At 41.1% G+C, this 20079-nt stretch carries 22 protein-coding genes; 1 reads left to right on the top strand and 21 read right to left on the bottom strand.

The features are described 5' to 3' along the window. Window positions 1-4: 4 nt before the first annotated feature. From CLOL250_RS00165 to proS, 17 genes are all read right to left on the bottom strand, one after another. Window positions 5-769 carry a thiazole synthase gene (locus tag CLOL250_RS00165; protein ID WP_021944230.1) on the bottom strand — a complete coding sequence of 255 codons (765 nt, stop codon included), beginning with the start codon at window positions 767-769 and terminating at the stop codon, window positions 5-7. Between the two features lie 221 nt (window positions 770-990). Then, a complete protein-coding gene (gene thiF, locus CLOL250_RS00160) occupies window positions 991-1644 on the bottom strand; it encodes a sulfur carrier protein ThiS adenylyltransferase ThiF (RefSeq protein ID WP_008399777.1) in 654 nt (217 codons plus the stop codon). Window positions 1645-1647: 3 nt separating this feature from the next. Continuing rightward, window positions 1648-1842 (bottom strand): sulfur carrier protein ThiS, encoded by a 195-nt coding sequence (gene thiS / locus CLOL250_RS00155; RefSeq protein ID WP_044944484.1) that lies wholly within the window; start codon window positions 1840-1842, stop codon window positions 1648-1650. Window positions 1843-2082: 240 nt separating this feature from the next. Next, complete coding sequence (locus tag CLOL250_RS00150; RefSeq protein ID WP_008399774.1) at window positions 2083-2487, bottom strand: HI0074 family nucleotidyltransferase substrate-binding subunit; 405 nt, start codon at window positions 2485-2487, stop codon at window positions 2083-2085. Further along, entirely contained in the window at window positions 2471-2764 is a 294-nt protein-coding gene (locus tag CLOL250_RS00145) for a nucleotidyltransferase domain-containing protein (RefSeq protein ID WP_008399773.1), read from the bottom strand. The genes CLOL250_RS00150 and CLOL250_RS00145 overlap by 17 nt, the downstream gene beginning before the upstream one ends. A 123-nt stretch (window positions 2765-2887) precedes the next feature. Further along, on the bottom strand, window positions 2888-3490 hold the full coding sequence (locus CLOL250_RS00140) for a YczE/YyaS/YitT family protein (RefSeq protein ID WP_342413201.1): 603 nt from the start codon (window positions 3488-3490) through the stop codon (window positions 2888-2890). A gap of 280 nt (window positions 3491-3770) precedes the next feature. Continuing rightward, window positions 3771-5138, bottom strand: a complete 1368-nt coding sequence (locus tag CLOL250_RS00135) for an MATE family efflux transporter (protein ID WP_008399771.1) — start codon at window positions 5136-5138, stop codon at window positions 3771-3773. 255 nt (window positions 5139-5393) lie between these two features. Beyond that, entirely contained in the window at window positions 5394-5564 is a 171-nt protein-coding gene (locus CLOL250_RS00130; RefSeq protein WP_147554354.1) for a nucleotidyltransferase domain-containing protein, read from the bottom strand. A gap of 291 nt (window positions 5565-5855) precedes the next feature. Beyond that, entirely contained in the window at window positions 5856-6812 is a 957-nt protein-coding gene (locus CLOL250_RS00125) for a hypothetical protein (protein WP_008399765.1), read from the bottom strand. A 111-nt stretch (window positions 6813-6923) separates the two neighbouring features. Then, window positions 6924-7544, bottom strand: a complete 621-nt coding sequence (locus CLOL250_RS00120) for a DUF6796 family protein (RefSeq protein ID WP_008399764.1) — start codon at window positions 7542-7544, stop codon at window positions 6924-6926. A 112-nt stretch (window positions 7545-7656) separates the two neighbouring features. After that, entirely contained in the window at window positions 7657-8457 is an 801-nt protein-coding gene (locus CLOL250_RS00115; protein ID WP_008399763.1) for an MBL fold metallo-hydrolase, read from the bottom strand. Between the two features lie 6 nt (window positions 8458-8463). Then, the gene (locus CLOL250_RS00110) at window positions 8464-9111 is read right to left on the bottom strand and encodes an esterase (protein ID WP_008399762.1); all 648 of its coding nucleotides are present in this window, start codon (window positions 9109-9111) and stop codon (window positions 8464-8466) included. A 113-nt stretch (window positions 9112-9224) separates the two neighbouring features. After that, complete coding sequence (locus CLOL250_RS00105; RefSeq protein WP_008399761.1) at window positions 9225-10325, bottom strand: hypothetical protein; 1101 nt, start codon at window positions 10323-10325, stop codon at window positions 9225-9227. Window positions 10326-10355: 30 nt separating this feature from the next. Next, window positions 10356-10640, bottom strand: a complete 285-nt coding sequence (locus tag CLOL250_RS00100) for a putative quinol monooxygenase (protein ID WP_008399760.1) — start codon at window positions 10638-10640, stop codon at window positions 10356-10358. Between the two features lie 150 nt (window positions 10641-10790). Then, window positions 10791-11153, bottom strand: coding sequence for a VOC family protein (locus CLOL250_RS00095; protein WP_008399759.1), 363 nt, complete (start codon window positions 11151-11153; stop codon window positions 10791-10793). Between the two features lie 181 nt (window positions 11154-11334). Further along, complete coding sequence (locus CLOL250_RS00090; RefSeq protein ID WP_044944481.1) at window positions 11335-12675, bottom strand: CCA tRNA nucleotidyltransferase; 1341 nt, start codon at window positions 12673-12675, stop codon at window positions 11335-11337. 735 nt (window positions 12676-13410) lie between these two features. Then, window positions 13411-14847 (bottom strand): proline--tRNA ligase, encoded by a 1437-nt coding sequence (gene proS / locus CLOL250_RS00085; protein ID WP_008399756.1) that lies wholly within the window; start codon window positions 14845-14847, stop codon window positions 13411-13413. 271 nt (window positions 14848-15118) lie between these two features. Between proS and CLOL250_RS00080 the strand changes: the two genes are divergently transcribed. Next, on the top strand, window positions 15119-15796 hold the full coding sequence (locus CLOL250_RS00080) for a hypothetical protein (RefSeq protein WP_008399754.1): 678 nt from the start codon (window positions 15119-15121) through the stop codon (window positions 15794-15796). Between the two features lie 149 nt (window positions 15797-15945). Here the strand turns inward: CLOL250_RS00080 and CLOL250_RS00075 are convergent, their stop codons facing one another. From CLOL250_RS00075 to CLOL250_RS00060, 4 genes are all read right to left on the bottom strand, one after another. Beyond that, the gene (locus tag CLOL250_RS00075) at window positions 15946-16647 is read right to left on the bottom strand and encodes an RluA family pseudouridine synthase (RefSeq protein WP_008399753.1); all 702 of its coding nucleotides are present in this window, start codon (window positions 16645-16647) and stop codon (window positions 15946-15948) included. 77 nt (window positions 16648-16724) lie between these two features. Next, window positions 16725-17414 carry a response regulator transcription factor gene (locus CLOL250_RS00070; RefSeq protein ID WP_008399752.1) on the bottom strand — a complete coding sequence of 230 codons (690 nt, stop codon included), beginning with the start codon at window positions 17412-17414 and terminating at the stop codon, window positions 16725-16727. After that, window positions 17392-18993 (bottom strand): sensor histidine kinase, encoded by a 1602-nt coding sequence (locus CLOL250_RS00065; RefSeq protein WP_008399751.1) that lies wholly within the window; start codon window positions 18991-18993, stop codon window positions 17392-17394. Before CLOL250_RS00065 ends, CLOL250_RS00070 begins: the two co-directional genes overlap by 23 nt. Before the next feature lie 287 nt (window positions 18994-19280). Continuing rightward, complete coding sequence (locus tag CLOL250_RS00060; RefSeq protein WP_008399750.1) at window positions 19281-19913, bottom strand: helix-turn-helix domain-containing protein; 633 nt, start codon at window positions 19911-19913, stop codon at window positions 19281-19283. Window positions 19914-20079: the final 166 nt, after the last annotated feature.

The following is a 20079-nucleotide window of genomic DNA, read 5'->3' as shown; positions in this document are numbered from 1 at the left end:
CCCCCTAACGCAAGAAACCTGTCAAAGGATCCGATGCACTTCCGCCTCTTGCAAGTACACGTCCCATTCCGGTCAGGTATGCTTTTCTTCCGGCTTCGATTGCAAGCTTAAATGCTGCCGCCATCTCCGGTACATCACCTGCTGTTGCAATGGCTGTATTTGCCATGATCGCAGCTGCACCCATTTCCATCGCTTCACATGCCTGAGATGGTTTTCCGATGCCGGCATCCACGATGATCGGCAGGTCGATCTCATCGATCAATACCTGGATCATAGCCTTTGTCGCAAGCCCCTTATTACTTCCAATCGGAGCTGCAAGCGGCATAACAGCAGCCGCACCTGCATTCTGAAGATCCCTTGCTACATTTAAATCCGGATTCATATATGGCAGTACCACGAAGCCTTCCTTTGCAAGGATCTCGGTTGCTTTCACAGTCTCATAATTATCCGGAAAAAGGTATTTTGCATCACGCATGATCTCTACCTTTACAAAATTGCCGCAGCCCATTGCCCGGCTAAGTCTTGCGATGCGGACAGCCTCTTCGGCATTTCTTGCACCGGAGGTATTCGGAAGCAGGGTAACTCCTTCCGGAATATAGTCCAGAATATTCTCACTTTCCTGTGTATTTGCACGTCGTAATGCAAGGGTGATAATCTCTGCCCCTCCCTGTTCGACTGCTGCCTTGATCAGATTCAGGTTGTATTTGCCTGATCCTAAAATGAAACGGCTCTTGAATTCCTTGCCGCCTAAGATGAATTTATCTTCCATGTTGTCTCCTTTTCTCTGCAGAGAAATAAATGTTAGAGTTATATATATTATAATACTCGTATACCTTGACATTACCAACCAAGGGACGCTTCCGCTCGTTGAGTCCTGCAGCGGTACTAAGATGCCGCTTATGCGCCATCAAGTACCGGCGGACTCAAATGCCCTTGTTTTGGTATATCAAGGCATCCGAGTATCATGTAATCTCCAATTTTCTCTAACATTTATTTCTCCATTATCAATTGTAATACTTTGTTTGCTTCATGAGCTGCGCAGGCAGCTACCCGTGGGGCGATGAGTCCTATACCGTCGCCGACATCGGTGCTCTGATCTCCGCACACATACAGGCGGCGCATCATCTGGCGGGTTTGTATCGCATTCGTATCTGCATACCCTGCCATGCCATTTCCTGATACAACAGTTGCATCCGGACACTGCATCAGTAGTTCACGCACCAGCATTGCCTTCTGATCCGGTTTGTCAAATGCTTCACACACGATAGGATATTCACCGAATAACTCCTTTACATTGTCCGGTGTTACTTTCGTCTGCACGGTCTCATACGTCAGATATGGATTGATCTGATACAGGGTTTCGAGCAGGGCTTCCGTCTTCGGCTTCCCGAGCTGGGATATAAAGTACATCTGACGATTGAGATTCGTCACATCCACCACATCGAAATCCACCAGAAGCAAATGTCCGACGCCGCTTCTTGCAAGCATGACTGCAATATTTGACCCCAGTCCACCGATACCTGCAACAGCCACCTTCGCCGCACGTAACTTTACCTGCATCTCTTTCAGAAATCTTGCATCAAATGCACGATCCAGTTCTTCCTGTGAGATCAGCTCCTGCATTTTCTTCTGCATCTCTGTCATGTCTCAACCTCCACCAACAAATCGTAATACTTCGATCACATCTTCATCCTGAATGATCGTATTGCCAAGTCCATCTTTTGGAATAATGTCGAGATTCCGTTCTACAACGACACGTTCCGGCTCAAATCCGGCTTCCTTCAAATATTCCAGAAGATTCTTACCGGCAATCTCTTTTTCTTCACCATTGATTTTTACCATGTATGTTCTCCTATCTTTCATAATTACACATTTTTTGCACTACAGGACATATGCCCTGTAACACAAAAAGGCACCGGATCATATAACCATAACGGTATGATCCGGCGCCTGTTATCTTCCTTGTGAAAAGTGGTGCCCCCAGTTCACAAATATTCATATGAAATTATTTTACCTTATGCAGGGTATTTGTGCAAGGACTTATTCATCTCACTATTGCAAACCGGAGTTTATTAAAGACGATTACCACTCATCTACTTCTATAAGTTTTTCCTGCAATGTCTCCTCAAGATCTGTAAAAGCTGGAATAAAACTATCTCGTATAAACACGATCAATTCATCAATTTCTTCCTCGTTATATATATGAATTGATGTATTTCTTTTTTTCAACATCAGCAGCCAAACAGATGAGTCGTTCACAAATCCGACTTTATACCCGACCTGTAATATTTCTCTTGGCGAACCTGTTTCCGCTCCTTCTACTCCATGCATTCTCAGCACTTCCTGCAATGCTTTCCAGGCAAGTTCAAAAGTCAGATTAAACTGCCCAACAACACCCATTCGATATATATCATTGCTGTCTGCAAGTTCAAAATCTGCTTGCTTTAATATATCAAGGCAATTTGCAAAATTATCTAGTTTTTTCATATATAACAACCCCATCCCTTTCAATTTCTTTTTTTAATTCTTCCGTAACCCTTGAATTCATATCAACCACATCAAAAGAAAGGAGCGAATGGATGTTTTCTTTTATATTCCAATAAAAAGAATCAAAATCCCCACCGTACACAGCTAAATCCACATCACTTCTCTCTGTATGATCTCCTCTTGCCCGAGATCCAAACAAAACTATTTTTATAATTGAATTTTCTTTTGCAAACACTGTAATTTCCTTTATAACTCTATCCGGAAGATTATATGCCATTTGTCTCCCTCCATAACGGATAATTCTTCTCTCAGTTTACCACAGCATATTTTATTTTTCTATAGGCATATTCATACAGTATCATGAGGATTTTTTAAGGATATATTTTTGAATATTTTCATCCTACATCTTAAAAATCTGCTTTGCCTTGCCATTTGTAAATTGTATAACCGGTCCTGAAATTATAACTGTGATGATCGTACATGCTCCAAACTTTCCTCCCAAAAGCACGCCTGTCACGACCATTAAAATATCTAATATCATACGAACGATCTTAACCTGCCAGTTATTTTTCTCTGCCAATGCAAAGGTTACTGCTTCATAAGAACCTCTGCCAAGAGATGCAGATGCATACAGACCTGTTCCAACTGCAAATAAGACCACACCTGCCAGCATAATGAAGAAATTTATCCACATGTATTTGCTGTATATATGGCATTTTGCAAATACATCCACACACCCACTGTACACAACCTGATACAAAAATGTTCCTATATGAATCTGCGACCTGTCATAAATAGCCGCAAATAAGATCATCACAACAGCTACAACAAACGAAGCCATTCCGATACTTATATGAAATGTTTCTGAAATACCCTGCCACAAAACTGCAAGTGTTGCGCCTCCAAATCCCGCATACAAGGCAAGTGTGATTCCATAAGCTGCAATAACAGAACCTACTATAATTATCACTATTTTTTTCAACCAATTCTTTGATGACATCATGTTCTTCCTCCATCTTCTGTAATTACATAAATAAAAAAGACTATAGAGCATACTGTTATGTTCAGAAACAGCAAAATCTATAGTCTTCTTTAACGCCGAGACAAGCATTTATATTGTTCTATATATACTGCATTGTATTGTTTTTGTCAATCTTACAAAGCTGAAGGATTAGACTTTTCATTCACCTGTCCTGAATTCCGCTCATCCATATTGCACAGACACGGAACAAATTCAAAACAGTTTTCCCTCTTACCGAGCTTACAGATACCACATTCGTAGTTTATCCTAATTTTTCTACCTTGTTTCTCTGTATTTTCTTCAAAAATACATATCCCGCTAAGCATGAGATAAATTCTGTAATCGGGAACGCCCACCAGATCAACGAAACACCTATCTGACCATTTCTTACAAAGACAGAAAAAATCGCTGCCAATGGCAATATGATCACAAGCTGTCTGAGAAGTGATATGACAAGCGACTCAAGGCCGCCATTCAATGCCTGATAGATTCCCTGATATGCCACATTGATTCCGGCAAATATAAAACTGATCGAGATAATTCTCATTGCACCGATAAAATACGCTCTTGACTGACCTGCATTGAACAGCGAAGCAAAGGCATTTGGAAAAATCTCTGTGATGAGAACGCCCAGGATCATCAATGCTATGGTATAAATAAGACCATAGCGGATTCCATCTTTGATCCTTTTCTTGCTTCCCATGCCATATGCAAAAGCTATGATCGGCGTGATTGCATCTCTCAGTCCAAATGCAAGGAACAATACAAACTGCTGCACCTTATAAAACAATCCATATGCCGTCTGGGCGGAAGGATTGAACTTTAAAATAAGATTCATCGCATAAACCATAATTGACATAAGTGCCTGTGCAATGATAGCAGGAAGACCAATGGAATATATCTCTTTCATAGTTCTGGCACTTGGCTTCATATGTTTTATTCCATGTTCAAATTCCTTATTTAACTTCAGATGAAATACCAGAAGCAAACCGGCAGATACGATCTGTCCTATGACGGTAGCATATGCGGCTCCCGCTACTCCCATTTCCGGAACAGGTCCGATACCATAAATCATGATCGGGTCAAGAATAATATTTATAACAGCTCCCGCAACCTGACCGATTGTTGAATAAAGGGAACGTCCTGTTGCCTGTAATAATTTTTCAAATAATGAAAAGAAGACAATGCCAAAGGACAACACACAGCAGACCCGCAAATATGTTGTTCCCATCGAGATAACTTCCGGATCAACGGTCTGAGATGAGATGTAGGCTTTCACTCCAAAGATACCAAATAACAGACATACCACATAAATAATTCCACCAAGAAATAAGCTGTTGCCTGCGACTCTTGCTGCTTTTTTCATATCTCTCTGCCCAAGTGTCATGGCAAGAAGTGCATTTGTTCCTACACCTGTTCCGATTCCCACAGCCACCATAAGCATCTGAACCGGAAATACCAGTGTGAGTGCATTTAATGCTGCTTCACTCCCCACCTTCATATTGCCTACAAATGCACTGTCCACGATATTATAGACCGCCTGTAATGCCATCGACAGGATCATCGGTATTCCCATCTGAACCATCAGCTTATTTACCGGCATCTCCCTCATCTTATTACTTTCCGCCATCTTAATTTAATCCTCCTTTTTCACATAAAAAAAGTGTGTACTTATCTTATAAGTTGGACTTACGCTGATAAGCTACACACTTTTTAATGGCAATATATAATTAAAAAAAAGAGCAGCAAAACTGGATTTACGCATGTTTGCTACTCGTTCAAGACGTTATTATATTTCTCATTTTCGAAAAAGTCAAACGAAAAATTGGGATGGCTTTAATCCGACAATCCATCCAGTGAATTGCAGAAAGATAAAAACCGTCTGTTAAATTTCTCGTCCATATTGCCTGATATCCTCCAATAATAACTGATTCCTACAGGTATCCATATTCACTAAATCCACACTGAAAAGTGTTGGCAATTCTTCCACTTTTTCAACAAGTGATTCAAAGTTATCCACACCCGAAACAGCAATATCAATATCGCTTCTTTCCATCGCTGTACCTTTTGCCCTTGAACCATATAATATTACTTCTTGCACTACTCCACAATCTTAACTCTGCCCGACTTTCTTGGTTTGCTGTGTGGCTGCTCCTTTGATACATAACTTCCAGCCAGATGAGTGCGGTTAAAATATGCCATATGAAACCAACTCCTTATTTCTCTTATCTCGGACAAATAATGATCCGGCGTTTTTTTGCTACACTCATAGCTTACATTGAAATATCACGCAAAAAAGTACGCGCTTTTTTATTACATAGTCACCTTTTCGTAACCACTTACTTCATTAAAAAAGATCCAGCATATTATCCAGATAGACAACCTCCCGAACGTGCAGTTGATATTCCGGTTTTGTCATGTAATAAAGCAAAAATTCCAAGATCAATGCACTGCCAAGGCTTCGCCCTTCAATCTTAAAATGAGAAAATCCCATCGGCAGATATGTTTCTTTTATATCATTGATTCCGATAAATCCCGGATTTGTCATTGCCTTTGAAAAACGATAACCGCCCATGACATCTGAAGCCGTACACTCATGCTCCGGGCAATCCTCTCCAAGATTCTTGCGACTGACCGTTTCATAACATTTGCGTCTGTCCTTACACCCAAAGGAACAACATTCATTACACAGGAATTCCACTTTATCCCTCTGCGACTGTGTCAGTGTTTCCCATTTTTCCCATGCCTTATTCAATCGGAAATCCGGCACAACATAACGGAAATCTTCCCGATCTGTCTCCTTTACCAACTCCTCAAAATCTGTCAGAACCTTTGTAGTCGATGATACAAAATAAAAACCCGGATACTGCTTTTTTAGGTAATCTAACAACAGCTCCGAATGGACGATCACCCCATTTTCTGCCTTTCCGTTTTTCTCAAATAATCTGCAAAGCTCGTTACATCTCTTATCCGCCAGATGCTCCTCACAAAGCAGGGAGTTGCTGAAGGTCAATCGGGCTGAGATTCCATACTCGTCCATCAATTCCCGTACATCCTCCGGATCACAATCACCATATCCAACACGTCCGCCACCCCACAGACAGTCCGCCGGAGCACCATAGATCGAACCGATCTCGCACCAGTCATAGAAATATTCTCTGTGCTCCCGGAACAATGGCAGGAATACACGATACAGCTCATAGAATTCGAACAGCCCCGGTAAATGATAATATGCTGTTTTATCTGCATGAATGCATGCGTTTTTCGGTGCTTTACTAAATGTAATTGTAAATGGCTTCTGCATATATTACCTCATTTTATACTTTTTTTACATTTTCCTTTATTTTATACTTTTTTACAAGATAATTTCTATAAAGTAAGAACGCCGATAGTTCCCGACTCTCGAACGTGACCATTATATAAGAAAAAGCAACCCGGCAAACATGATCACCCCGATTACATTTGCTTTTGCCGGAAGTTTTGTTGGCAGGATCACGATTGCAAGCGGCAGCAGATTAAAAATACATGCCCATGCCGGAAGTGAAGTTTTTCCTGTCACAACAGCAATAAAAAATGCTGCCGCAAATACCAACATTCCCAGATATCCCAGATACATCGTATAACAGGTTGTCTTAAAGAAATCCCATACCGCGTGCAGAGCTTCTTCTGTCAGATTTAATTTTACAAAAAACCATTCAACCAGACAACAGAACAGATGATGCAATGCAAGATTGATAAACATGACAAGTGTTGTTATTAGCATGATCAGATAATATGTTTCTGAATACTGCTGCATCCAATCACAAAGAGCTATGTATCCGAATATCTCAAGCGTCATTGCACACACGCCCAACAACATCGCAACCGACAGATTCTTCAGTGGCATTCCATGAAAGGCTACCTTGGATTTTTCATAATCCTTAAAATTTGTCAGATTGACTTTTCCATTTGGAGCATATGTCAGAAATCCATCTGAAATCCCACACAATATATGCCCGATCAATGCCATCACCATAAATATTTTCCACTGTAACATAATATCTATTCTCCTTTATAAAAAAAATATGCCAATGCAGTTAGCCTCTGCTAACTATATTAGCATATTCTTCATCAACCATGCAAATGCTTTCGCCGTCCGGATCACCATATTAAATTATAAACGTTTCCAGATCATCCGGGATCAGAAGATTCCCACTGAAATATTTTCTTCCTTCTTCATAATACAATTCTTTTCGATGTGAAAGATTCCGATCCTCTGTATGATACAGCAGCAGATTTTTCACATGCAATTCTTCTGCAAACTCACAGGCATTTTTCACTGTTGAATGATGCTTCTCGTATGGATGGAATATATCCGCCTGACCATCCAGACAAAATGCTTCGTGCAACAACCATGTACTGTTCTCTGCATACTTCTTTTCACATGGATTGTATGGTTCATCTCCGCAGCAGGTTAATCTCTCTCCATCTCCCAGTTCCATGCAGAAACCGAACTGTTTCGCTTTTGTGGATTGGATATCAAAAAATGTAACCCGTTTATTCAAAATTTCAACAGACTCTCCATTTTTAACTGCTATCAGATGCAGCCGTTTACCGATAAAATCTGTCTCTTTCTTTGGCAGAAGTTTTCTGGCCAGATCAAGCAGCAGATCAATGACTTCATCATGTGCATATATCACAGCTTCGCCTTCATATTCGCCCTGCTTCATATGCTGGCATATCATACGGATCATCCATATGATACCCGTAATGTGATCGATATGTTTATGTGTCACAAAGATAGTTCTAACCTCTTTCCAGTCAATTCCGGCATGCTTTAACTGATGCAGAATGGCACTTCCACCGCCACCATCCACCATAAAATATTTCTCATTTTCCTGCAACACAAAACAGGTGTTATAACATTCCGTAACAAGTGCACTTCCTGTTCCAAGCATCGTAACATTCATAAAGTATCACCTTCCTCTGATCGTTCCTTTTGTTCTTTCCATCACCCATGCAAATGCTTTCGCCGTCCGGATTCCCGGTTCTTTAAAATGATTTCCCTGATTCCATTCCAGTATACTGTCAATCTCCTGCTCCTGTAGCCATCCATACAATTCCCGGATACAATCGCCTACCGTAGCCATAACCTGATTCTTCGTTCTTTCTTCCCGATCACCAAGACTCAGATAAACAACCGGGCTTGCAATCCCATATTCTTTCACATACGAAAGAAATCCCGGAAACCAAACTGATGGGGATGCTGACGCTATCCCGGCAAACCTGTCCGTCTGGCAGGATGCCCAAAGTGCAAACAGTCCTGCAAGGGAATATCCACCGAGATAATAAGTCTTTCTTTCATCCTTGCACAATTCCAATATCTGCACCAGTAACGCCGATGCGCCCTCGCCAAAATTTTCATTTCCAAATACAGCAGGTGCTCTCCACGGAGACAGATCCTGATTCCAGCTATCTACTTTAACTGCGACCATCTGAAATTCCAGAGAAGTCCTCTTCTTTATCTCTGAAACCTCATTTTCTATATCATGCACATCATGATCTCCCACTGGCTGAATCAATACAATATTTGCTTCCGGATCACCATATTTATATACAACCATTTTTGCTCTCCAAATTTAAGTATATTATTATAATATCTGAAACACCACCACTCCGCAAACACATAATATACTTCCCTTTCTCCTGAAATACCGGACAAAATAGCGCTATCTGATCAAGGCACTTCGATTATATTGCTGACTCTGATATACGTTCCATTTATATATGCCTCAAGCCAGATCGATGTATCCGGATATGTATATTCTGCCGGCAGCTGCAATTCACCTTCTGCTGCTCTGTCCAAAAGAAGCGAACCATCCCGCTCAATATGCCAGCCCAGATTATCATATCCTTCAACTTCATCTCTTATGATCACGCCATTTTCATAAGTCAGGGTAAATGCTTCAACAACCGGTGTTTCTGCAATTAACTGATATCTGTGTGAAAAATACCGGATACTTCCAAATCTTCCGTTTTCCTTTTTATACACAACCGTTGCATCGCAGTCTCTGAAATTAATACCGGCTTCCCTGCCAACGATCGAGCCGGTTTCAGGTCCGGGTGTTCCAACCATACCTGATACATTTACATTTATCCAGTCTTCAGAACCATAAATTTCTCCGCCTGCAATTCCTACATACGTTCCTCCAGACACATATGCCTTTTCAAAAGTGATATTCTTCACCTGCAAGGAATAAGAATATCCTACAAATCCGCAATGTCCACCGTATTTTGTATCTATATGCATATTTTTTATTATATGATTTTGTCCATCTATAAGCCCCACAAATGTAGTGTACTCAAGATATCTATCTGGTCTGTACCATCCGCCCATCGGAACCCATTCCAGACCGTCAAGATCTATATCCGCCTCAAGGTAGAGTTCCACGGAATCATTATACCCTTTGACTGCATTGACATAATACACAACTCCAGCCAGTTGTTCCTTTGTTTCTACATGAAACACGGGAGCATTTTCTAATGCCCAGTCCGTGTCCGCAATCTCCATGATCGAGCCGGTATCCCCATAATTTTCCCAGTCTGTTTTTGTCGGATCATAGTCCTTGTTGTTATAGGTTTTCAAGTTACCTCGTCCGGCAGCATACTCCGGATCTGGATACGGATAGTCCCCATAAACACTGTCCTCTGAGTCTGCATATGAATATTCTTCATAAGTACTGTCTTCCCGATTTGTATCTGTATAATTCTCGTATATTGATTTTGGAATAAATATGCCGAAAAGCACTCCGAATAAAATTATAAATATTTTCCACATAGTAATTTCCCCTTTCCCATTATATAAACCCTATCTTTTTGTTACTACTGTATCAAAGACATATTTTTCTTTTATCTGCTTTAACATCTCCATATGCGGCATCTGCAAATGCTTCTGCTGATCCTCCTCCGATTCCCATTCCTCTACGAGCAGCAGTTTGTCCGGATCTTCGACATCCTCATAATAATTATATGACACACATCCTTTTTCCTTCCGAATCTGATCTAAAATCCCGGATGCCATCACAGCCTCAACAAATTTCCCTCTCATCCCTGATTGTGTTGTATATCTGACAAGCAAAACGATGTTTCTCATTTTTTCTCTCCTGTTATTTAGCCCCGTCAGCTTATGTATTACTTGCTTTCCTTCATGTCAAACAGATTTTCCCTTAATACACAGTTACCTCAATGTTTCACCCAGAATTATAAATTTTCCGCCGCATATAGCTTCCTTGTCTGTTTCCGGTTACGCCGGCGTCCCAACCTCGATCAGATTTCCATCCAGATCATAGAAACGAACCACCTTCTGTCCCCAACTGTGAACCATAAGTGGATTTACATATTCAATCGATGGATATAACCGCTCCAGCTTTTCAACAAAAGCTTCGATATCCCGCTCCTCAAAATATAGCTCGGTGGAATTATTGTGGGATATCACATCTCTTTTAAGAAAATCTTTCCATATCCTCTCATCCTGCAATACTAATCCTTCCGTCAGAATCAGATTTCCGTCATTATCTAATATTGGTTCGAGTTCAAACAGATCATGGTAAAATTGCTTTGACCGTTCAATATCTTTCACAACAATTAACACATTCCTCAGTCTCATTCTACACCTCCATATTTTTATCTGTTTTAAATAATCTCCTGTCTTTCACATAAAATGTCACATTTACCTTCGGACTCAAACAGGCACTCGTATTTACCGGCACTATGCATCTCATTACGAAATCTTGGGTAATGTCAATATATAATTAGCTGGATGCAGTTATAATTCCACCTTTATTTTTTTACTTCTTAATATATTTATCTGCCATAGACAGCAGCGTTTCTCTGTTGTTCAACTCAGGACTGCCAAGCACCTGATTCAGAAGCTCCTGCAGGATATCGCCGATCTCTTTTCCCGGCTTTACGCCAAGTGCGATCAAATCCTTTCCATTGATGGCAAGCTGTTTAATCGTCAGACAATCTTTCGCATCCGTGATCTCCTGATACAATTTCTCCAGATGCTCGATGCTGCCTCTCCGTTCTTCTAACTTATAATCACTCTGCGCCGCCATATCCGCCCGGCGAATCTTGATATAATAAGGGAAGAAATCTGCTCCCATCCTGCTGAGTGCTTTTCGGAAGGTTGTCTTTTTCAACATCTCCCCTAAACCATAATCATGCCACAGCACCATCTTGCATACCAGATCTGTCGTTTCATTGTCAAACCGCAGTCTGCGAAGCACCTTACGGGCAATCTCTGCCCCCTTCTCATTATGTCCATAGAAATGGTCGATACCATTTTCATCCACTGTATGACATTCCGGCTTTCCCACATCATGAAGCAGCGCAGCCCATCTGCATACTGTAGTTGGCTCAATAACCTTAACTGCTTCCATCGAATGAACTCCTACGTTGTATTTGTGGTATGGATTGTTCTGCGGCTGTTCCATCATTCGGTCAAATTCCGGCAGGATATATGCTGTTATACCTGTCACATATGCTTCCATCAATTTCTCCGGATGCGCAGAAGTCAGCAATTTGTCAAGCTCCACGCGGATACGTTCGGCACTGATATCCTGTAAGAACTGTGCCCGCAGGATCATCGCCTTTCTGGTATCCCTCTCGATTGTGAAATCAAGCTGGCCTGCAAACCGGATCGCCCGAAGGATTCTCAGGGCATCTTCGTCAAACCGTGCCAGCGGATCACCGACCGCCTTAATGACCTTATTGTCCAGATCATCCATTCCACCGAACAGATCGATCACACCTGCTGAAGGACTGTATGCCATAGCGTTGATCGTAAAATCCCTACGCTTCAAGTCTTCTTCTAAATTCGCAGTAAATTCCACAGAATCCGGTCTTCTGTGATCGGAATATTCTCCATCCACCCGGTAGGTGGTTACTTCATATGCCTCTTTACCAAACATAACCGTAACCGTACCATGCTTAATTCCAGTATCGATCGTCCGTCTGAATAACGCCTTTACCTGTTCCGGTCTTGCTGCTGTCGTAATATCCCAGTCTCCCGGTTCTCTGCCAAGAATACTGTCTCTCACACAGCCACCAACAATATAGGCTTCATATCCGGCAGCTTCCAGTGTCTCTATTACCTTTTTCGCATTCTCCGGCATCCTGATCTCCATATCACAACCTCCTCCTTGGGTATTTCTATGCCTTTCTGTACACAATACCATTACTTTATTTTTTGATAGGGTATCTCTCATCTTCTCTTCTAGTATACCCTATGATCTATCCTTCTCTTGGGTATCACTTCTGTTTCTTAGCTGTCATACCCACGCGCCTGCCCTTCTCTTGGGTATCACTTCTGTTTTCTAGCTGTCATACCCACATGCCTACCTCTCACTTGGGTATCATTTCTGTTTCTTAGCTGTCATACCCACATGCCTATCTCTCTCTTGGGTATCACTTCTGTTTCTTAGCTGTCATACCCACATGCCTACCTCTCACTTGGGTATCACTTCTGTTTTCTAGCTGTCATACCCGTATGCCTACCTCTCACTTGGGTATCACTTCTGTTTCTTAGCTGTCATACCCGTATGCCTATCCTTCGTCTGGGTATTAACAAGCTTTTTCATCCAATATACCCTCAAGCGTCATCATCTATACCATATACTTCATGATTGCGCCATCATCTATGCCATATTTCATGATATCAATTGAAAACAGCATATTCCATCCCAAATATATATTACATTAAAATAGGTGATAACAATCTATTAATATGTTTGTTATCACCTATTGCAAGTATCATAAATTCTGCAAAATCAAATACACTACTTATCTATCATCTGCTAATGGCTACTCTTTCTTTTATCATACTTTGCCAAAGTATACCATCGTCTTTGCCGATGTTCCTCTTAGTATGCCTTGCCAAAGTATACCATCGTCTTTGCAGGCTTACCGCAATGTACACAGACATCGGACAGATGCTCCTGCTCAAATGGCATACATCTGGTTGTTGCACCGGTCTCATCCTTGATCGCTTCCTCACAGGCTCTGTCGCCACACCACATAGCTTTGATGAATCCCTGCTTTCTTGTCAGAATGTCAGTGAATTCTTCCCAGTTATGAGCCTCATGTGTATTGGCATCTCTGTGAGCAGTTGCCTTTGCAAGCATGTCTGCCTGCATCTTCTCAAGGATCTCTCCAACTGCTTCTGTAATATTATCTAATGACACAACTGTCTTTTCTCTGTTATCACGACGTACGATAACTGCCTGACCAGCTTCGATATCCTTTGGTCCGATCTCGATACGAACCGGAATGCCGCGCATCTCCTGCTCAGAGAATTTCCAGCCTGGGTTCTTATTAGAATCATCCAGCTTAACTGTGAACTTCTCAGAAAGAGCTGCCTTGACCTCCTGTGCCTTTTCAAGAACGCCTTCCTTCTTCTGGTTGATCGGAATGATCATAACCTGTGTAGGAGCGATTCTTGGTGGAAGCACCAGACCGCTGTCATCACCATGAACCATGATGATCGCGCCGATAATTCTGGTTGACATACCCCATGAAGTCTGGTGTACATACTGTAATTTATTATTTGCGTCTGTATACTGAACGCCAAATGCCTTGGCAAATCCATCTCCGAAATTATGGCTTGTTCCGGACTGAAGTGCCTTACCATCATGCATCAGAGCTTCGATCGTATAAGTAGCCTCTGCACCTGCAAACTTCTCTTTATCTGTCTTACGTCCCTTGATCATAGGAATAGCCAGAACCTGCTCACAGAAATCAGCATAGACATTTAACATCTGGATGGTTCTTTCCTCTGCTTCTTCTGCTGTAGCATGTGCCGTATGACCTTCCTGCCATAAGAATTCCATCGAACGAAGGAAAGGTCTGGTTGTCTTTTCCCAACGAACAACTGAACACCACTGGTTATAAACCTTTGGAAGATCTCTATATGAATGAATGATATTCGAATACAGATCACAGAACAGAGTCTCTGATGTAGGTCTTACACATAAACGCTCCGGAAGTGGATCCAAGCCACCCTGTGTTACCCATGCAACTTCAGGTGCAAATCCTTCTACGTGATCCTTCTCCTTCTGAAGAAGACTTTCAGGAATGAACAATGGCATATATACATTTTCTACGCCTATTTCCTTGAATCTTCTGTCGAGTTCCTTCTGTATATTTTCCCAGATGGCATAACCGGCCGGTCGTAAAATCATGCATCCTCTTACACTTGAATAATCTGTAAGCTCTGCTTTCTTTACAACATCTGTGTACCACTGGGCAAAATCTTCGTCCATGGAAGTAATAGCCTCTACTAATTTCTTTTCATTAGCCATCTCAATTTTCTCCTTTATATACTCATAAAATAATTCTATCGTGTAACCTTTTAAATGTGTCTGACATCTATACCTGTCTTTTAAAAAGTTACATACCTTCTGTCATTATATAGATATAGTCCAATATTTTCAAGGGATTTTTGCTTGTTCTCATAGCTTGTTCTCGTGGAATTGTTCTTATAGAATGCAAAATATTTTTTTCTTGCATTTTCTACCAATTGTGTATATAGTATCCATGATAAATTGCGTATATAAACCGAGGGATAAATAAATGAGTGAACAAGAACAGACCCATTCTTCCTTCCATCTGAAAAATGGAACAGACAAGTCAGGCAGACTTCCCATCTCCGAACAATACCTGCAGGAAAAAGAGCTTCCGAATCAGACCGAAGACATCAATACCAAAGGCATGACCGAGACTGCTATCCTGCGGTTAAAATCAACACAGGAACTATCAACAAACAAGACAAATAGTATCACAGGCTCAAGCTACAGTATCACAGCCTCCTATCAGGATATGATCAAAGATCAGCAGGCATCCCTGTCCAGACAGAGGAAAACGACACATACCTTCAAAGTTATGAAGATAACCATTATCGTTGTTCTGATCCTCACAGCAGCATTTGTCTCAATCTATTTCGTTATGACCCATCTTCCTGAAAAACGGGATGAACGGACAGTTGAAGAAAAACTGTGCGATTCCCTATGGACAGTAGAGGATCAGGGGAACTTTACCTTCTCAGAAGATATGACCGTCACCGAAAAAGGGCAGACGACACGGACAGGAACCTATGAGATAAATGATCAGAACGTTCTTATTATGACTTTCAGGGACGAAATCATAAGCTACTTAATAGAATATGACAGCGATGGAAATATGCGCTGGGTTCACAGCTATAATGGCTTTGAAGATGTAATCTATCCGACATCTATCCCAAAAACCAAATAGATATATGTAGTAGACAGATTCAGCTATCAGCATATTTTTCACCCTCAAATTTTATTTGAAAAAGATTAAACCGCCTTCATCCCTTTATTTATCAGGGTTGAAGGCGGTTTTTATCAACACATTTTGTCCTATAGCTTCGGTTTTTATCTCTAAAATTCATCCAGCTCGATAATCTCGAATGCCTTGCCTTCCGGCTCATTCTTAAATACCATGTGTTCTCCTGTCACAGGATGTTCAAATTCCAGCCTGGATGCATGAAGACCGATCTGTTTATAAGATTTTTTTGTCTTCCGGAACTTAGGATTGTACTTTGTATCACCCCAAATGCCTGCTTTTTTACCAGCCATCTGAACACGGATCTGATGTGTTCTGCCTGTGATAAGATTGATCAGCACATAGCTTAAGATTCCATCATCTGTCTCCATGACATCTAACACTTCATAATCAAGCTCTGCTAATTTTGCTCCCGGTGTATCTTTATCCACAATCCTTGTGACATTGGTCTGGTTATCATGAATCAGATAATTCGTAATCGTTCCGGCATCATTCGGAAGTTCACCTGTTAAGATCGCCTGATAATATTTGACCATCTCACCATCTTCGCTCTGTTTAGACAATTTTGCCGCAGCTTCTTTATTCTTTGCAAATAACATAATGCCGCCAACCGGTCGATCCAATCTGTGGATCGGTGCCAGATACGGTTCCTCTGTCCGATGCTCTTTCTCAAAGATACGGAGCTTCAACATACTGACCATATTTTCAGAATTCTTCTTATCCGGCTGTGATGGCAGTCCGTACGGCTTCACAGCAACCAATATATCATTATCTTCATATAATACTTCTATCTTCATCTGTTATCTCCTTATCAGAACCTCTTACAATCCAAAGCCCTGATACGCTCTCTCCTGCCTGAATAATTTCTGTCTCACTACATTCTGAATCTGTATCCTACGCCCCATACAGTCTCGATATACTGTGGCTTAGATGTATCAAATTCAATCTTCTCGCGAATCTTCTTAATATGAACCGTTACGGTCGCTATATCCCCGATACTCTCCATATTCCAAATCTTATTGAACAGTTCATCCTTTGAAAATACTTTATTCGGATTGCTTGCAAGGAAGGTCAAAAGATCAAATTCCTTATTTGTAAATACCTTCTCTTCGCCATCCACATAGACACGACGATCAGTTTTATCGATCTTCAAACCACGAATCTCGATCACATCATTCTGCAATGCAGTTGAACCGATCAATCTCTCATATCTGGAGATATGTGCTTTTACTCTGGCAACCAGTTCGCTTGGACTGAAGGGTTTTGTTACATAATCATCAACACCAAGTCCCAATCCACGAATCTTATCAATATCATTCTTCTTCGCTGTTACCATGATGATCGGAATATCCTTCTTCTCACGAATCTGACGACAGATTTCAAATCCATCCAGATCCGGCAGCATCAGATCAAGCAGGATCAGACTGTAGTCATTCTCCAGTGCCTTATCCAGACCCTTTGCTCCGTTTGTCTCTATTTCGACTTCAAAATCATTTAACTCCAGATAATCTCTCTCCAGTTCTGCAATACTAAGTTCATCTTCAATTATCAATATTCTGCTCATCTTTATTTTCCTCCTTGATGTACTTCTTCAATGTGAAATAGATCGTTGTACCCTCGCCTTTCGTACTGGTTGCCCAGATCTTTCCACCATGTTCTTCCACGATCTTCTTACAGATAGCAAGTCCCAGTCCGCTTCCGCCTCTGGAACGTCTTGCATTGTCTGCACGATAGGTTCGGTCAAATATATGCGGCAGGCTCTCTTTATCAATACCCCGTCCATCATCATTGATCGATACCTTGATCATCTTCTCACTTTCCTCTATAGAAATGTCAATATGACCTTCCTCTTTGTCTGTATACTTGATTGCATTCGTAACAACGTTGTTGATAACTCGCTTCAACTGATCCGGATCAACGACAACCTTTACATCTTCTGCACAATAGTTATTATAAGTAAGAGTCATATTATGTGACAACAGATCTGCCCGAACCTCTTCCATACAATCATTAAAATAATCCTTAACTGATACCCTGTGGAATTCATATGGTATCGCATTGTTCGTAATATTTGTATAGAGCGACAGCTCATTAATCAACGCATCCAATTCATTTGCCTTATTATAGATCATCTTCAGATAGCGATCCTGTTTCTCCGGCGTATCTGCCACACCATCCATCAGACCTTCGACATAACCTTTGATCGTCGTGATCGGCGTTTTCAGATCATGGGAAATATTACTGATCAACTCTCTGTTCTCTTCCTCATACTGCATCTTAAGCTCAACAGACTCATTCAAACGTACCCTCATGTCATTAAATGACCGGCATAACTCTCCGATCTCATCTTTTCTGCTGCTGCTCACGTCGACCGGGCTGTTCAAATTTCCTGTACCGATCTCCTCTGCTGCCTCTTTTAATCGTACCAACGGTCGAATAAACTGTGTATATACCAGCGCTAACAATGCCGTCGTCAACACAAGCATGATCAAAAACATCATAAAAATGAAACCCACAAGTGCACTCTTAAACTGGCTGACATAATTACCATAGTAGGTAACCAGAAAAACGCTGATCGGTTTTCCGTCAATCTGATAATCAATCTCATTACACAGATATGCTTGCGGGGTAGTCAACATATATTCATAGGTTTTTCCATTCTCTCCAAATGAGTATGAACCTTGTGCCCCCATATCTTCCACACTGACTTCCGATAAATTGTTATCCTGATCAATGTCTCTTTCACCATTTGTATAAATGGTTCTTTTAGTAAGTAACGAGGATTCCAGTTCCTCTATATCTTTCTGTATTCCGGAATATACAAATTCTCCGTTCAGATAGACGAGAACCGATGTCCTGTAATTTCCAGCTTTCTGATTCAAACTTTCAAAATATTTTTTATCATAAAATTTATTGGGATTTGTCTGCAGATCTTCCTGTACCTCCGACATGATAATCGACAGATTTCTATAGGTCTCCTTGATCGGATCACTAATGGAATATAATGACTGTATACTATATCCATCTCCAAACATTTCTGACAGATAACTTCGTCCGATCACAATCGTTCCTATCACCATGATCAACACGATAAAAATCCAAACCGAAACCAATGCCCATTTAACTTTTTTAATGATCTTCATATGTTTTCCTTTATAAAAAATTTTCAATACCCATCTCGTAATCTTTCTGATTACTCGATGTCTTTTCCTTCGCAATGCTCATCTCGTAATCTTTCTGATTACTCGATGTCCGTGCTTCGCACTATAGAATAAAAACTACATAGACCTCATTGTAAGCAAGCTTACATTCGGTCTATGTACTTTTTATTCTGCATTGCTCGGCTTACGCTCATTATATCATGCTTTTGCAGCCTCTTATATGAAGTTTTTATAAAGAAAACGAATGATAGATGGATCTGCATACATTGTTACTTATTTTTCTTGCCAAAGAAATGTTTTTTCTTTTTTCCGGTAGTTTCTGCTGCCGCAATCTCCCGTCTGGTCTGCTGCATTTCCCGGATCACGGTATCCAGTCTTCGGTACCGCTCCTCAGCCCGCTCGTCCTGTTCTCTCATAATGACATCCATCTGCTTTGCTATCTGCTCGGTTGTCTCCGCTGTCACTGCCTGACTGATTGGCTTAATATTCTCCTTTATGGAATTTCCAACGATCTTTGACATCACGGACTGGAACTGAACCAGCTTGAAATCCACGATCCTTGCCTGATCGTCATCCACATCTTCACCGATCTGTGTTACCGTATTCACTAACTCCGAGGTAAAATCTGCCTCTACCTCTTTGGATGCATCCTCTGCCGGAACACCATTTTCCAAAATATCATACATTTTCTGCACCAGTTCATGTATTGCCTTAAGCTGAATTCCGCGATCCTTCAATTCCTTTATCTTCTTTAAAATGCGGATATCCTGCTCATCATAATATCGATGTCCCATATCATTCCGCTTGATCCGCATATCAAGTTCCTCTTCCCAATACCTTAATACATGAGGCTCCACATCAACCAGCTTTGCCGCTTCCTTTATCAGATATTTATTTCCCATTTATATGTACCCTCCTGCTTTATTTTCGGACAGTCAGACCCAGCCTGTCCATTACACAAAATAATTCTACATTTATCTTCCCATCTCTACAATTCATATCGTAGGCATTATTCCTACAGAATTCTACAAGATTTTCGCCATATTTTTTTCACATAAAAAGCAGCCC

The sequence above is a fragment of the Clostridium sp. L2-50 genome (assembly GCF_000154245.1).
Classification (GTDB): Bacteria; Bacillota; Clostridia; order Lachnospirales; family Lachnospiraceae; genus Coprococcus.
The sequence above is the reverse complement of the archived record's forward strand: the minus strand, read 5'-3'. Positions and strand labels throughout refer to the sequence as shown.

What these genes read in the sequence shown, in the direction of transcription:
- thiF (WP_008399777.1), bottom strand. Translation starts at nt 1,644, where the DNA reads ATGACAGAGATGCAGAAGAAAATGCAGGAGCTGATCTCACAGGAAGAA.
- CLOL250_RS00060 (WP_008399750.1), bottom strand. Translation starts at nt 19,913, where the DNA reads ATGGGAAATAAATATCTGATAAAGGAAGCGGCAAAGCTGGTTGATGTG.
- CLOL250_RS00135 (WP_008399771.1), bottom strand. Translation starts at nt 5,138, where the DNA reads ATGGCGGAAAGTAATAAGATGAGGGAGATGCCGGTAAATAAGCTGATG.
- CLOL250_RS00070 (WP_008399752.1), bottom strand. Translation starts at nt 17,414, where the DNA reads ATGAGCAGAATATTGATAATTGAAGATGAACTTAGTATTGCAGAACTG.
- CLOL250_RS00115 (WP_008399763.1), bottom strand. Translation starts at nt 8,457, where the DNA reads ATGAATGTTACGATGCTTGGAACAGGAAGTGCACTTGTTACGGAATGT.
- CLOL250_RS00090 (WP_044944481.1), bottom strand. Translation starts at nt 12,675, where the DNA reads ATGGAGATCAGGATGCCGGAGAATGCGAAAAAGGTAATAGAGACACTG.
- CLOL250_RS00095 (WP_008399759.1), bottom strand. Translation starts at nt 11,153, where the DNA reads ATGAGACTGAGGAATGTGTTAATTGTTGTGAAAGATATTGAACGGTCA.
- CLOL250_RS00145 (WP_008399773.1), bottom strand. Translation starts at nt 2,764, where the DNA reads ATGGCATATAATCTTCCGGATAGAGTTATAAAGGAAATTACAGTGTTT.
- CLOL250_RS00065 (WP_008399751.1), bottom strand. Translation starts at nt 18,993, where the DNA reads ATGAAGATCATTAAAAAAGTTAAATGGGCATTGGTTTCGGTTTGGATT.
- CLOL250_RS00125 (WP_008399765.1), bottom strand. Translation starts at nt 6,812, where the DNA reads ATGCAGAAGCCATTTACAATTACATTTAGTAAAGCACCGAAAAACGCA.
- CLOL250_RS00100 (WP_008399760.1), bottom strand. Translation starts at nt 10,640, where the DNA reads ATGAGAAACATCGTTTTGCTTGTCAGATATACAACACAATCAGGGATG.
- proS (WP_008399756.1), bottom strand. Translation starts at nt 14,847, where the DNA reads ATGGCTAATGAAAAGAAATTAGTAGAGGCTATTACTTCCATGGACGAA.
- CLOL250_RS00165 (WP_021944230.1), bottom strand. Translation starts at nt 769, where the DNA reads ATGGAAGATAAATTCATCTTAGGCGGCAAGGAATTCAAGAGCCGTTTC.
- CLOL250_RS00140 (WP_342413201.1), bottom strand. Translation starts at nt 3,490, where the DNA reads ATGATGTCATCAAAGAATTGGTTGAAAAAAATAGTGATAATTATAGTA.
- CLOL250_RS00110 (WP_008399762.1), bottom strand. Translation starts at nt 9,111, where the DNA reads ATGGTTGTATATAAATATGGTGATCCGGAAGCAAATATTGTATTGATT.
- CLOL250_RS00120 (WP_008399764.1), bottom strand. Translation starts at nt 7,544, where the DNA reads ATGTTACAGTGGAAAATATTTATGGTGATGGCATTGATCGGGCATATA.
- CLOL250_RS00105 (WP_008399761.1), bottom strand. Translation starts at nt 10,325, where the DNA reads ATGTGGAAAATATTTATAATTTTATTCGGAGTGCTTTTCGGCATATTT.
- CLOL250_RS00150 (WP_008399774.1), bottom strand. Translation starts at nt 2,487, where the DNA reads ATGAAAAAACTAGATAATTTTGCAAATTGCCTTGATATATTAAAGCAA.
- CLOL250_RS00075 (WP_008399753.1), bottom strand. Translation starts at nt 16,647, where the DNA reads ATGAAGATAGAAGTATTATATGAAGATAATGATATATTGGTTGCTGTG.
- CLOL250_RS00080 (WP_008399754.1), top strand. Translation starts at nt 15,119, where the DNA reads ATGAGTGAACAAGAACAGACCCATTCTTCCTTCCATCTGAAAAATGGA.
- CLOL250_RS00130 (WP_147554354.1), bottom strand. Translation starts at nt 5,564, where the DNA reads ATGGAAAGAAGCGATATTGATATTGCTGTTTCGGGTGTGGATAACTTT.
- thiS (WP_044944484.1), bottom strand. Translation starts at nt 1,842, where the DNA reads ATGGTAAAAATCAATGGTGAAGAAAAAGAGATTGCCGGTAAGAATCTT.